Raw genomic sequence first — 13,957 nt, 5'->3', positions numbered from 1 at the left:
AGTGCCGCCTTCCTGCGCTCTACCGCACTCACGTAAATATTGCATCGCTTCTTCGCAGCTGCTAAAATGCGAGCAATAGGTCTTGGCGCTGCAATCAAGTCCCAAAGCAAGACTAACCAATACTGAAAACAATAAAACTAATTTCATCGTCTCTCCTTAAAATTTTATGCAATTGTAGTGATAAATAGATAAAAAAATAATAAATTAGACAAAATTTTACAAACGGAACTTTGCTCGTATAATTTAAAAATACAAATATCGTTTAAATTTACGAAGTGAGAGATTATTGATTATAAATTAGTCGCAAACGGCGCAAATTTCACCGCTTACGACATTTCATTCGGCAACTGCGTTTAAAGAAATTTAGCGGCTTTAGAGTTTATCTTTGCACTTTAAAGCCGCGACGCACTATGCCGCTAGGCGCTTTTGCGCGCGCGAGGCTTTCTTTTTGGGGGCGTGCTTTTTACTGACTGACGTACTTTTGCCGTCCGGCAGATTTTCCAAGACTAAATTTGCTACGGATCTCTTTCTGCCCCTGCTCTTTGCTTTTCTATTTTGTAAAAACTCGCTGTACGGCGAGCCGTAAAGACCAGCGTGCCAGATCGCGCTAGCAAGCATCACTAGCCCCGAAATTTTATGCAGCTGCGACATGCGCGAGTTCATATTTAGCGCGGTTAGGGCCGTGATACCCATACTCACTCCAAGCGCCGTTTTAGCCGCTTTGCGCTGAAAGTTTAGATCCAAAATTTTATCTTCAATGCTCAAATTTTACCCCTTTAATGGAATTTAGTAGAAGACCTATCGTCGTGCCGTTGTGCAGCAGCGCCGTAGCTACGGGACTTAGCGCGCCGAAGGTCGCCAAAAATAAAATGATCGAATTTATCCCCACGGTGGCGTTGAAATTTCGATTTACGAGCCGCAACGTGTCGTTAGCCAGCGCCTTTACCTGCGCGACGCCCTCTATGTCATTTTTCAAAAGCCCGATCTGCGCGGAAGCCTTGGCGATCTCTGCGCCGTTTAGCATGCTGATGCCGATGTCCGCCTTCATCAGGCTCGGCGCATCGTTTATGCCGTCACCCACGAAGACCACCTTTCGCCCCTCGGCTTTTAACTGCTCTAAAATTTCGGTCTTTTGCGTCGGCAGTAGCTCGCCGTAATAGCGATCTACGCCGAGCTTTTTGGCTACAGCGCGGGCTTTTGATTTCACGTCGCCGCTGAGCATGACGATCTGCCCTACGCCTAGCTCGCGGAGCCTAGCGATGACGGTGCGGGCGTTTGCGCGCACCTCGTCTCTAAGCCCGATGACGCCCAAAAGTCTGCCGTCAAATGCTATGTAAAGCAGCGTGAGCCCCTTTTGCATCGCAAGATCAATGGTCTCTTCGTGCGCCGCAAACGAGATCATCTCGTCATCCTCCAGGAAGTGGCGCGAGCCGATGATGAGCTTTTTGCCCTCGATGCTGGTCTTTACGCCGTGAGCGACGACGAATTCCACCTCGTCGTGGTGTTTGTGGATAAAGCCGTGCTTTTTAGCCGCGTCCACGATCGCCTCGGCTACGGGGTGAAAGTAATGCTCCTCGGCGCTCGCGGTTAAATTTAAAATATCGTTTTTGCTAAAGCTTTCGTCAAACGATATGATCTCGGCGACCTCCAGGTTGCCGTACGTAAGCGTGCCCGTCTTATCAAATACGAAGGTGTCGGCGCTCGCAAGCGACTCAAGGGCCTTGGCGCCTTTGATCAAAATCCCGTTTTTGCCCGCCTTTGAAATGCTTGACTTAAAAGCAACCGGCGTAGGCAGCTTAAGCGCGCAAGAGTAATCTGCCTGCAGCACCGAAGCTACGCTCATAAAATTTCGATTTATCAGATAGGACACGCCCGCAAGCCCGAAGGTTACCGGCACGAGCTTGTCGGCTAGGTGGGTCGTATGCATGCCGATGCTGGAGCGCTCGTTAAGAGATGCCGTGATATAGTGCTTGATACGCTGCGTGGAGGTGTTTTCGCCGACATTTTCCGCCCAGATACGGATCCTGCCCTCCTCCACGATCGTGCCGCTTAGCACGCTATCGCCGCGAGATTTTTTCACCGCAACCGATTCGCCCGTCATATTGGCTTGATTTATCATCGCTTCGCCGCTTACAACGTGCCCATCCACGGCTATGACATCGCCTGCGCCCACGACCACGATGTCGCCTACCTTTAGCTTAGAAGTGGCGATTTTGACCTCGGTCTTTTTGCCGTCTTGATCTATCTCGACCCACGCCTCGGCAATATCCGGGCGAGCGAGCTCACGGATAAGATCGTCGCTTTTATAAACGGTGCTCTCCTCCATATATTCGCCAAGAGCAAGCATAGCGTTGGTGCTGTTTGCGGCAAATACATCGCCGCGAGCGAGCGAAATCCCCACAGCAGCAGCCTCCAAGCCCTTTGAAGTAAGCCCGTGACGAAAGCTTTCTTTAATGCCCTCTTTTAAGATAGGCATGCACGCCACGATGCTAAATGCGCGCGCTAAAGGCGAAGTGCGAAAGATTAAATTTCCGCCCAACGCAAAAAGCGCTAAGATAAATTCGTTTTTGCTCGGCAAATTTTTATGGTTAGCGGGGATAATTGATTTTAATTCGCTTAAATTTAAAACTTCAAGTTGCTTTAGAATTCCTGTCTTATTCGCACCCTCGTCAAGCTTAAGGATCAAAGAGCCGATTTTAGCGTTAAATCTAGCTTCCGTTACGCCCTCAAGCCTAGCAGCTGCTTCTCGTAGTGCGCTCGCATCGATATCTCTAAAACCGACGATTTTTAGCCGCAGCCTGGATTTAGTCTCATGTAAAATTTTAAAATTTTGCATAAACTACTCTTGCATCTCTGCCTTGGCGTCTTCGAATCGCTCCTTCATCTCTTCAATGCCCATCTGAAACATCTCAGTGCCCTTTGCGATGAGCTTAAAAAGCTTTTTTTGCGCGTTTTCGTCGGTGAGAAAATAGGTCGCTGCGGCCCCCAGAACGATGCCTGTGATAAATGAGTTGCTACCGAATAAGCCGTTCGCGTTTTGCCTGCCACCTAAGGAATTAAAAATTCCACCGAAAGCGGAGCCCTGAGTAGAATTTACATCTCTTGAGCTTTGAGCGGCGGAATTTTTACTATCCGAGCCATTGTCGGAGGCTGAGCTATTAAAAGGTGCAGAATTTACCCGCTCGTTTATCCATTTAGCCCAACCGCCGAGCTTTTCATCGCCGGCAAAGCTACCCGCAGAGCTGCTAGCATATTTGTTGTCACCAAAATCGTAATCGTCTAGAATTTCTTTCAAATCTTTTTTTGTGATATACGGATTACTCATTGCCTACCTTAAGAATAAAATTTCTACCCGCAATGAGCGCGCCTACGCATACTGCGACGCCTGCCGCTGCGCGTAGATACTCGCCTTGTACGAGCTTATTTGCGCTGTAAATCGCGCCGCCGCCGATGATACCGCCGCTTAGCGCAATATCCAGCGCATCTCGAATCGCTTTAGATTTGCTTTTGCCTTCTTTTGCTTTAACAAGCTCTACGGCGCAACCGCCGATCGCCCCCGCTATAGCGCCGCTTAAAACGTGATCCAGCGGAGAACGCTGTGTCGTAAGTGATCTATTCATTTAGGCCTCTATTTTTCTGATTTATCGTCTGCGGACGTAAATTTAGCCGAAGAATTATCGTCCATTTTTACGATCTGCGGGATATTAAGTGGAGTAGTAGATGCTGCGGATGTCTCACCTGCCGGTGTTTCGCCCGTCTTAGCGCTCGCAGTGGATTTTTTAGTTCTTTTAAATCCCGGTTTTGGTCCCGGTTTTTTTCTAGTTTTTTTTGCAGTGCTAGTTTCAGTGCTAGTGCTACTTGTCGCAGCTTTTTTACTACCAGACTTTCTTTTGCTTTTTACAGCTTCGGCAACATCGTCTAAGCCTTCTTTGGCTTCCGCAAAAATTTCTTTTGATTTTTTGCTTAATTTTTCTGCTCCGCCTTTGACGCTATTTTTTAGCTCCTCGACGCTTTTGCTACTTACGATTTTATTCGCACCTTCTTTGATTTTATCTCGATTGTTATAAGCGTAAACCGCCGCGCAACCAAGCGCAAAACCTGCTAGAAATGGGATCGGCATTTCATTCTCCTTGTGTTAAGATTATAAAGTCATTTTATCAACTTTACATAGATTTTGATATTATAGCAACTTTTTTAGATTTTTGCAATCCTAATTTAATTTTTCTGCAAAATTCCTTTAATTAAATTGGAAAATGCGCTATTTAAAATATTTTGCAAATCGTATTTTTGAAATATCCGCTCTAATTCCTGTGGATTTTTAAAAATTTCGTTTAATAAATCAGTGAAATTCAAAGAATTTAAATCAGCCTCGTATTTAGAATTCAATTCCTTAAGAATCGGCAAAATTTCATTATACGAAACCGCCTGCGCTTTATACAGCAGCTCTTTAAATTGCGCGTTCTTGCACGAATTAATTAGATTGTCATAAAACATCATAGAGCTTTTTTCTATCAAAAGCGCCGAAGCCAAAAACTCATTCATACCTTTTGCAACCAGTGCCTCACTGCTATTTTCAGGAGGCATAGCGCCAAGCCCGCAAGAATTTGCAAAGTCTAGCATCCGCTCAAGTAATCCAGCTCGTAAAGATAGAATTTCTCCTAGCTTTTTATCTTGAAATTTAACTGCGCCCAGCGAATAAAACTGAAAAATTTGTGCCTCTTTTTCGAGCAAAAGAGCAATATCTGCAATTTGCGCCTCATTTAAATTCCGAGATTTATTAGAAATTTTGCGCGATTTTTTAGTGCTACGCAATGCTTCTTCGCTCAAGAAATCGCCTCTATATTGGAATTTACAAGCGCTATTAGCTCAGGCGAACTGATGCCGCTTAAAAACTGCTCCCAAAGGTGCATCGGAAAAATATTTTCGTCGTAATGAATCGTCAGCGAGCCGATTAGAGAGTTAAATTTATACTCTTTTATCCCGCGAATCGCGGCGATTTTGGCCTTTAGGCTCTCCTCGCTCACGCTATCTCGCAACTCCCTTATTTTGGGGCTTACGCGGATACGGATGCGACCTTTGCTGTGGCTGATTTTGCTAAAATATTTATGAAATTCCAAAATATCGTTGTGATCTATCTGCATATTTTTCCTTAAATTTTATGCGAAATGATATCGCAAATCGATTAATTCAAAATAAACCCGGTTAATTATTTGCGTTTCGGACGAAAAATTTTGATCTTGCTTTCATCCGCCGTTATGTAATTTCCGCCGATCAGATCGATGCAATACGGCACCGCCGGAAATACCGGTCGCAGGCACTCTTCGATCGCTTTTGGATTGCCGGGTAAATTTATAATCAGAGATTTTTTGCGGATCGCCGCTATCTGGCGCGATAAAATTCCCGTAGGTACGATCTTTTGGCTCTCTGCGCGCATTAGCTCGCCAAAGCCGGGCATTAATTTGTCGCTTACCGCTTCGGTCGCTTCAGGCGTTACGTCACGCGGCGCAGGACCCGTGCCGCCCGTGGTTAGCACCAAATCGCAACCCGCTTCGTCGCAAAAATAAATAAGCTTATTTTTAATCTGTTCAAGCTCGTCGGCGACGATTTCATAAAAATACTCTTTCTCGCAAGTTAGCCAATCATCCATCACGGCAATTATCTCTTTGCCTCCTAAATCCTCGTAAACGCCACCGCTGGCGCGATCACTTATTGTTAAAACACCTATTTTTACCATTTTCCTCTCCTTTATTGGAATTTTAAAATTTAATCGAAATTTAGCGTGCCGTCTTGCGGCTTTTCTTCAGAGCTTTCGCTATCTTTTTCCAGCTTTTGCAAATCTTGCTCTTGCGCGGAGACGCCTTCTTGCTCCACACCATCAGATTCGCAAATCTTTTGAACATCCTCGAAAGTTATGAACTCATAGACGAAAATTTGCTTTGAAATTTGATTTAGCTTATCCTGCATCGTGCGGATTATCTCGCTTACCTCGTCGTAGCAATCTTGCAAAATTTTATTCACGCTCTGCGCGCTAGGGGTGAAGCTATCGCCCATCGCGAGCTCGAAAACCATCTTTTGCGCCAGCGCGATAGCCTGCTTTACGTCGCTAGCGGAATTTGAAAAAGCGTCGTTTTTATGAATCTGTAGCGCCGCCATACCGCTTAAAAGCACTTTGATTTGATTTAAAATTTGCGTTTTGGATTCGATCTCGAAATCCTCGTTTAAAAATTTATCGTTTAAAAGCTCGATCTTTTCGAAATCAAACGAATACCAATACGCGCTAAGCGCCTTTGCGCCCTGATAGAACGCCTGGATCTCCTTTTCGTATTCGGTTAGAATTCTACTTTTTTGCACGCCGTAAAAGACCCTCATCCGCACGTTTTCAAAATCGCTAAGCTCGATCGTATCACTGCCACGTTTAAGAGCGTTGATCGCGGCTTCATTTACCAGTGTCGCTACTCCTGCGCCGCTAAAGCCCACGCAGAGGCGGCTTACTTTGTTGATATTCGCGCTGCATCTTTTGCCCTCGAGGTAAATTTTTAAAATTTCGATGCGGTCTTTATAATTCGGAAGCCCGATAAAAACGCGCCTATCAAAGCGCCCCGAGCGCAATAACGCATCGTCGATCAAATTTATTTTATTGGTTGCGCCGATTACCATCACGCCGCTGTTTTCCTCAAATCCGTCCATCTCGGTCAGCAGCTGATTTAGCGTCGCTTCCCGCTCGTCGTTGCGCCCGACACCGCGCTTGCCGCCGACCGCGTCGATCTCGTCGATAAAAATAATCGCGGGCGCACAGGATTTGGCTTTCGCAAACAGCTCGCGAACCCGCCTGGCACCGACGCCCACAAAGACCTCGGCGAAGCTTGCGCCGCTTTGGTAAAAAAACGGCACGTCCGCCTCGCCGGCTACGGCTTTTGCAATTAGCGTTTTACCGACGCCGGGCTCGCCGATCATTAAAATTCCTTTCGGCAGTTTGATGCCGAAATTTCGATATTTCGCGGGATTTTTTAAAAAATCTACGATCTCTATGAGTTCGTCCTTAACCTCGCTGATGCCCGCGACGTCGCTAAATCTCACGTCGCTAACGCTTGGCGAAAGATCGCCGAGATCGCCGCCCGAGCTAGCGCTCTGACGCGCGGCGCCTACGCCGTCTAGCCTACGGCGTCTAGTCAAAACGGTTTCAAAATAATATACGAAGAGAAAAAATGCGAACGTAAAAATTACCAAGATCGCGCTGATACCGCCGCTTTCGTTATCCTCTTCTTTCGTAATCAAAGCGTGGTTGGAGAGCTCTTTTAAATTAACGATATCGGTTAAAATTTTATAGCGTTTGCCGTCGTAAACGAAGCTTAGCGTGCCGTCCTCGATATGTGCGCGCTTGATCTGATCTTTTCGTACCAGCTCGCTAAATTCGCGCTCGGTGATGTATCGCGAATCGTCTTTAAAATAAACGATCGAGAGCAAAACGATAAGCAACACTAAAAAAATCAAAATTATATTTAGCTTGCTTTTTTTGATTTTATGCAAAATTTCCATCAAATTTAACCTCATAATCTCTTATCTCCATCCATTTTTTCGATAAATCCTCATCGCTTTTGATCCAAATTTTATCATAAAATTGATCATATCCTTCATAAAACTCTCCGTTTTTCCGCTCGATCAGCACATTTAGCGGCACCTTGTGCGAAAGGCGAAATTTATAATTATTCAGCGCCGTTATGTTTTGTAGCATCTTTAGCCGCGCCTTCGCCGTTTTGCCGTCTATGCGGCCTTTTAGCGAGGCCGAAGCGGTCCCTTGCCGCGGCGAAAAGATAAAGGCGTGCAGATGCGTGAGCGGGAATTTTTTGAAATTTTCTACCGCTTCGAGCCAAATTTCTTCGCTCTCGCCCGGATGCGCGACGATAAAGTCCGTCCCCAGCGCAAACCCGCGCTCCGCAAGCTCGCAAAAAAGCTCCAAATCCCTTAGCGCGGAATTTCGGCGGCGCATTATGCTAAGCATCTTTTGTGAAGTGTGCTGAAGCGCAATGTGCAGATGCCGCTCCAGCCAGGGCTCGGATAAAATTTCGCGAAAGCTCTCATCTATCTGCGAGGGCTCGATGCTACCTAGGCGAATACGGTGAATTCCGCGTATCGCGCCCAGCTTTTGAAGCAGCGCGCCCAGGCTCGTGCCTAAGGATTTACCGTAGCTGCCGATATTGGTGCCGGTTAGCACGATCTCGCTAAAGCCGTTTGCGGCAAGGCTCGCCGCCTCTTTTAAGATCGCGTCTTCAGAGCTGCTGCGCGAGCGGCCGCGTACCGAGGGGATTATGCAGTAGCTGCAGTTAAAATCGCACCCCTCTTGAATTTTAATAAAGGCCTTGGTGTGATCCTCGTAGTCGCTTACCAGATTTTTTTCGATGCCGTCAAGACCTCCGATATCGTAAAATTTCGACTCCGAGCCTAAAAACTCGTCGATCTTTTCCTTTTGCGACATCCCGAACACGCCGAAGACCGCGCCGTTTTTATACAGCTCCTCGCCGCGCGAGACCGCGCCGCAGCCGGTTAGCAATATCTTTTTACCGAGGCGGTTCATCTTATTTACGTAGTTTCGCACGTCTGCGTCGGCGCCGTTCGTAACGGTGCAGGAGTTTATAACGACGACGTCGGCGCCCTGCTCGTCGTGCGTGATCTCGCCCGATTTGAGGTTGCTTTTGATAAGTTGCGTATCGTAGATATTGGTGCGACACCCGAACGTTTTAAAATAAATTTTCAAATTTCGCTCCCGGATCCGCTTCCTGTGGCAAAGCCCGCACCCTGCGTCGCTGCGTTTAAATTTTGTGAGCCTTGCTGCTCGGAGCCGAGATCTTGCGCCGCAAAATTTCCGCCCGCAGCCGCATAATTTTTACCGTTAAAAAGCGTGTAAGCAGGATAGGCGATCTTGATATCGGGCTCGCTTCTTAGCGCGTCTAAAATTTCAGCCGAGATGTTGCTGCGAAGCCCGAGCGTCGCGTAAGAGTTCGTCATATACCAAACCGAAATTTCAATGCCGTATGGCTCAAAAAAGCTGAAAATTCTAGGCTCGACGTTTGGATTTTTGATACTGTATTGCGAGCGAAGCTTGCCCATCTGCTTTTTGGCGATGTCGGTGTAGCCTTTGGAATACTTCCGCACGATGTTTTTTATGAGATACATCGCCTTTTTATGGTTGCTATCAAATGTTAAAAGTATGCTAATGCCGTCCCAAACGGTTTTAAGCCCGCTGTGGGTGTAGTTTGAGATAAGATCGGTAAAAATATAATTGTTCGGTATGAAAATAACCCTGCCCGCGCGTTTATTTTCTCTCCACGTAGTCATAGTAACGTCCTCAAAAATCGTCATCCTAAGCACCGAAATATCGATGATATCGCCTACGTAGGTCTCGCCATTTTTATGCACTCTGATGCGATCGCCCACGCGAAAGCTACCGCCGAGCACGATCGTAAGCCAGCCTAAGGAGCTCATAAACATATCTTTCATCGCGATCGCAAGACCCGCCGAGGCAAAGCCTAAAACCGTCACGAAATGCGTCATATTCTCGATGTAGGAAAAGAGCAGTATCAGCGCAATCAGCGTGAAATTTAAAACATTGATAGCTTTATTTACGATATAAAAATTCTCGTCGTTTTTGATATATTTTTTCGCCACTACCTTGCAGAAAAACGACAGCGCGATGACGATCAAAATCCACACAGCGATGTTTCCCGCGCGCTTGATCTGCGCTTTTATATCGGCGGTCTGCACGGCGATTTGGGAATTGATCTTTTTTTCGTAAACGTCGTACGTAGTCTGCGCGATCTCGTACGCGGAGCTGAACTCTCCGAGCTCGTAATCTAAGCTTTTAAGCTCCGCCGCTACGCTTGCGTCCGTATCAATCTGCATCAAGCGCTCATATAGCGCCCTTTTTGCTTCAAGTTTATCGATTAAAGCTTTAATATTCTCGATGGCGTTTTTCTGCTCCATCTTTTGAGCTTGCAAATTTCTAATCGTAGAAAAACCGGAAATTATCGAAAAAGGATTTGTAATGCGCGCGGGCTCGGGAGTTTCAGGCATCGCGATGATATCTAAAAATGGAGATTTTTCATACTCTTTTAGCAGAATTAACTGCTCTTTTACGGCGCGGAGTCTTTTTTGAATCTCCGCGATCTTATCGGTGCCGGCGCTCTTTTTTAACTCCGCTTCGAGCTGCCCGGATTGCTTTTGTAAATTTTGATAGCCGATGAAATTTGAAAAGCGCGAGATCCAGATATTATTTTTGATCTCGTCGTCAATAACACGGATCTGATCTTTTAGCGACGCGGATAGCTTGGAATTTTCATCTTTCTTCTCACTAGCGGCAGAGCTAGCGTTAGATTCTAAGCGCGTATGCGCGGCGGAGAGCGTAGAATTTGCCTCGCAAAATGCAAGATTAAAAATCAAAAAAATAGCTGCAAGCGCTCTCATTCAAACTCTTTCAGCGCTGTAATTACTTCATCTTTTGCGATCTCTTTGGAAGTGTAGAATTTACCAATGCCATCGGGCAGGATAAATTTTATCTTGCCGTTTTCGCTTTTTTTATCGAGAAAAAACAGCTCGTAAAATTCCGCTGCATCCTCTACGTGGAATTTTATCGGAAGCGCAAATTTTTGAAGCACTTTGCGGATCTGCTCCTCCTCAAGCTCATTTAATTTATCAAGACGACGTGCTAGCGCGTTTGCCATCACCATGCCGATCGCCACAGCCTCGCCGTGCAAAAATTTTTTATAATTAGTAATTTTTTCGATAGCGTGAGCAAAGGTGTGTCCGTAGTTTAACACCGCACGCACGCCGCTTTCGCGCTCATCACGCTCTACGACGCTTGCTTTAATCTCCACACAGCGAGCGATTACGTGCGAAATTTCATCGGCGCTTTTTAGATCGTGCGTCTCGAAAAATTTAAATAGTTCGACATCAAAGCATACAGCCATCTTTACAGCCTCCGCAACGCCCGCAGCAAACTCCCGCGCAGGAAGAGTAGATAAAAATCTGCTCTCGCAATAAACCGCGCGCGGCTGATAAAAGGAGCCGATTAAATTTTTGCCGAAGCGATTATTTACGCCAGTCTTACCGCCGACGCTTGCGTCCACTTGCGCTAGCAAGGTCGTAGGTATATTGATAAAATCGATGCCGCGTTCATAAATACTCGCGCAAAAGCCCGTTATGTCGCTAATGACACCGCCGCCAAGAGCGATGAGCGTGCTTTTGCGATCAAGCTTGGAGCTAAAAAGCTGCTCTAAGATTTGCTCTACGCTTGCGGTATTTTTATACTCCTCGCCGTCTGGGATCGTGATGATAAATTTTTGCTCGCATTTTAACCGCTGCAATAAAAAATCAAGCCACAGCCCGCCTACTTTGGGATTTGTGATGATCGCTACCTTGCCTTTGAGTTTGATCTCTTGCAATTCGTCGATAAAAACGCTGTATTTTTTACCTAAATTAAGATCGATTTTCATACGCTAGCCTTTGATTTTTGGGTAATTGTAACATAAATTTCGATTACTTTTCATACCCGTAATCGCTCGGAACGAAAATTTGATGATTTTTGCCTAGCTTAAAATACATCTGATCCAAATCCTGATTGAAAATCGACGTGAGCTTGCGCGCCAAAATTCTATCATTAAATGGCACAAATTGTAGCAGATCTCGCTCGCTACCTAGCGCTAAAATCGGATTTTGCCGCTCGCAAGGAATCACGAATAAACTCTGCTTAAAAAGCTTCGATAAGCTCACGTAGCTTTGCGCAAACTCGCCCTTTTCGCTCTCGCCGAAAAGATACAAATACACATCTAGCCCTAGCTGCGAGCTGATGTCAAAGACGATACTTGATTCCTCGCGCAGCCGCTCGCCGGCACTTAGCACGACGCTTTTACGCACATCTTTTAGCTCGCCATCTCCAAGGCTTAGCACGGGGATTTCAAGCGCTTTAAGTGCTGCTTTTTTCGCTTCGAAAACTCCGCTTGAGCAAACTACCAAGCCTGCTTTATTTTCGCTCACGTCGCGCTTTAAATTTAGCTCGCCCGAATAATCGATGAGAATTTCAAATTTATCTCGCTCACACAGCGCTTTAAGCTCGCTAAAAGCGTCGTTTAGCAAAGGATTTAAAATTCGCAGATAAATTTTATGATTTCTAATATGCAAATCCAAAAACTCAAGCGCCCTAACCGTCCTAGCTATCTCGTCGCCGCTCATTTTTTTCATATCGATTAGCGCGAAAATATTTAGCCCAAATGGCGATGGAAATTGCCCGCTTTGCTTTTTTACTTCAGCAAACACCGCTCGCAGCGCGCTAGGCTCACCAACGACTAAGATCGTATCATTCGGATATATCCGCGAGCCGGGCGTCGTTACGATGTAATTATTGTGACGGTAGATCATCGGAATTTGATATTTGGCATTAGAAAGCGTGCTGATTTTTTTATACGCGAACGAGCTTCCTACGGGCACTTTTACCTCCATTATCTCGCCTCGCCCAAGCCCGATATTATCAGCAAAAACGGGACTATCGGGTAAAAAACCGATGAAGCGCGAGGAATTTAGCGCGAGGGTATTTACGATTTTTACGTGAGCTTCATTTTTATTCTCGCGCAAAAGTCCCCAAAAATCGGCCACATAAAGCTCTAAATCCGGAGCGAGCGTCTTTAAATTTTCAAGCGTTACTTTAGTGTCAAATTCATCCTCCATTATCACTATGCAGCGGTCAAATTCCTCTTCTGCTAGCACTACGCGCAACCGCTCAATGCTAGTAGGATCAAAAATCTCGACCGAAAAATTTGACTCGTTTTCAAGCTCTGAGGGCACGGCATCCGTATTTTTAGCTATGACGCGATATGATCTGATGACATCTTTGATTTTACAAACTTTGGATAAAAAATGGCGCGCAAACTTTCCGCTTGCGATGATTAAAACTTGTTTCATTGCTCTCCGTTTCGTGGTTTTGCAAAGATTATAACCAAAAACGGCTAAATTTTAAACCGCGTGCGGATAAATTTTGCGGGCAAGCCGGGGCGCGGCGACTTAAAAATTTAAAGATCGAAATTTTAAAATCAAAGTTTGAAATTCCAAAATCCGAGGCTTAAATTTTAAAATATATTAAAACCAAGCCTCGTTAAATTTGATCTCTCGATTAGAGCGATAAAATTTCATAAATTTAAAAGCAGCGCTATAACTATTCACGCCGCTGAAGTAGAAATTTTAAACCCACTAGCTTTTAAAATTTCACCTCCGCAGAGAGCATAAAGCTTCTGCTCTCGCCCAGCGTTACGCCGTTTGCCGAGCCTAGTACGCTAGTTACGTTAAGTCCGCCCGCACCGTCGGCACTCGCAGGATACATTCCCGCCCAGTATTTTTTGTTAAATACGTTATTTACGTTAAAACGCAGCGTGGTCTTATCGCCCAAAAGGTGCTCGCTCGTGTATCTAATACCAAGATCGGTAACGAAAAAGCTAGGCGTGTGCTGGGTGTTTAGATCGTCCAGATACATCTTGCTAGTGTAGTGGAAATTCGTACTGATCGCAAGCTTATCGGTGCCCGGGATCACGTAATCAAGCATTAAATTTGCGTTTAGTTTAGGGATGCCGTTTGCGACCTTGCGATTAGCGCCCGCGATGCTTACGTTATGCATCTTAGGATCGATGTAGGTAAAGCCTCCCAGCACGCTTAAATTTTCTGTAATTCGTCCGCCGCTCATAAACTCAAATCCGCGGTTGCGCTGCTCGCCGTTTATGCCGTAGCGTCCGGTAGAGCTATTTAGATACGCGATAGGTCTGCGGATATCGAAATATGCTACGCTAAAATCGATCATATCGGCTACGCGAATTTTAGCGCCGATCTCGTGCTGCTTGGAGCGATACGGAGATGTAGAGGCGACTTCGCCGTTATGCGGACCGCTCTTATAAACATAGGTAGAGCCCTGCTGTAAGCTATC

At 45.8% G+C, this 13,957-nt stretch carries 14 protein-coding genes; all 14 read right to left on the bottom strand.

The genetic code is table 11. From position 1 onward, the window contains the following. Positions 1-408: 408 nt before the first annotated feature. Positions 409-765 (bottom strand): hypothetical protein, encoded by a 357-nt coding sequence (locus tag Q0236_RS09820; RefSeq protein ID WP_297917285.1) that lies wholly within the window; start codon positions 763-765, stop codon positions 409-411. After that, a complete protein-coding gene (locus Q0236_RS09815; protein ID WP_297917283.1) occupies positions 755-2,836 on the bottom strand; it encodes a heavy metal translocating P-type ATPase in 2,082 nt (693 codons plus the stop codon). The genes Q0236_RS09820 and Q0236_RS09815 overlap by 11 nt, the downstream gene beginning before the upstream one ends. Before the next feature lie 3 nt (positions 2,837-2,839). Continuing rightward, entirely contained in the window at positions 2,840-3,325 is a 486-nt protein-coding gene (locus Q0236_RS09810) for a hypothetical protein (protein WP_297917281.1), read from the bottom strand. Then, entirely contained in the window at positions 3,318-3,620 is a 303-nt protein-coding gene (locus Q0236_RS09805; RefSeq protein WP_177386687.1) for a Cys/Met metabolism pyridoxal-phosphate-dependent enzyme, read from the bottom strand. The genes Q0236_RS09810 and Q0236_RS09805 overlap by 8 nt, the downstream gene beginning before the upstream one ends. An 8-nt stretch (positions 3,621-3,628) precedes the next feature. Next, positions 3,629-4,120 (bottom strand): hypothetical protein, encoded by a 492-nt coding sequence (locus Q0236_RS09800; protein WP_297917279.1) that lies wholly within the window; start codon positions 4,118-4,120, stop codon positions 3,629-3,631. 95 nt (positions 4,121-4,215) lie between these two features. Beyond that, entirely contained in the window at positions 4,216-4,827 is a 612-nt protein-coding gene (locus Q0236_RS09795; RefSeq protein WP_297917277.1) for a hypothetical protein, read from the bottom strand. Further along, positions 4,824-5,141, bottom strand: a complete 318-nt coding sequence (locus Q0236_RS09790) for an HMA2 domain-containing protein (protein ID WP_297917275.1) — start codon at positions 5,139-5,141, stop codon at positions 4,824-4,826. Before Q0236_RS09790 ends, Q0236_RS09795 begins: the two co-directional genes overlap by 4 nt. 65 nt (positions 5,142-5,206) lie before the next feature. After that, positions 5,207-5,734 (bottom strand): molybdopterin adenylyltransferase, encoded by a 528-nt coding sequence (gene mog / locus Q0236_RS09785; RefSeq protein ID WP_297917272.1) that lies wholly within the window; start codon positions 5,732-5,734, stop codon positions 5,207-5,209. Between the two features lie 29 nt (positions 5,735-5,763). After that, positions 5,764-7,551, bottom strand: coding sequence for an AAA family ATPase (locus tag Q0236_RS09780; protein WP_297917270.1), 1,788 nt, complete (start codon positions 7,549-7,551; stop codon positions 5,764-5,766). After that, positions 7,520-8,752, bottom strand: coding sequence for a tRNA (N(6)-L-threonylcarbamoyladenosine(37)-C(2))-methylthiotransferase MtaB (gene mtaB / locus Q0236_RS09775; protein ID WP_297917268.1), 1,233 nt, complete (start codon positions 8,750-8,752; stop codon positions 7,520-7,522). The genes Q0236_RS09780 and mtaB overlap by 32 nt, the downstream gene beginning before the upstream one ends. After that, complete coding sequence (locus Q0236_RS09770) at positions 8,749-10,458, bottom strand: mechanosensitive ion channel family protein (protein WP_297917266.1); 1,710 nt, start codon at positions 10,456-10,458, stop codon at positions 8,749-8,751. The genes mtaB and Q0236_RS09770 overlap by 4 nt, the downstream gene beginning before the upstream one ends. Further along, the gene (gene aroB / locus Q0236_RS09765; RefSeq protein WP_297917264.1) at positions 10,455-11,486 is read right to left on the bottom strand and encodes a 3-dehydroquinate synthase; all 1,032 of its coding nucleotides are present in this window, start codon (positions 11,484-11,486) and stop codon (positions 10,455-10,457) included. The genes Q0236_RS09770 and aroB overlap by 4 nt, the downstream gene beginning before the upstream one ends. 43 nt (positions 11,487-11,529) lie before the next feature. Then, positions 11,530-12,948: a TrkA C-terminal domain-containing protein gene (locus tag Q0236_RS09760; RefSeq protein WP_297917262.1), complete on the bottom strand. Its 1,419-nt coding sequence runs from the start codon at positions 12,946-12,948 to the stop codon at positions 11,530-11,532. A 292-nt stretch (positions 12,949-13,240) separates the two neighbouring features. Further along, positions 13,241-13,957: TonB-dependent receptor (locus tag Q0236_RS09755; RefSeq protein WP_297917260.1), on the bottom strand; the 717-nt coding region annotated here is incomplete at its 5' end.

Origin of the sequence: uncultured Campylobacter sp., from assembly GCF_938031315.1 — a bacterium.
Classification (GTDB): Bacteria; Campylobacterota; Campylobacteria; order Campylobacterales; family Campylobacteraceae; genus Campylobacter_B.
Note: the sequence above shows the minus strand (reverse complement) of the source record. Positions and strands in the feature narration are given on the sequence as shown.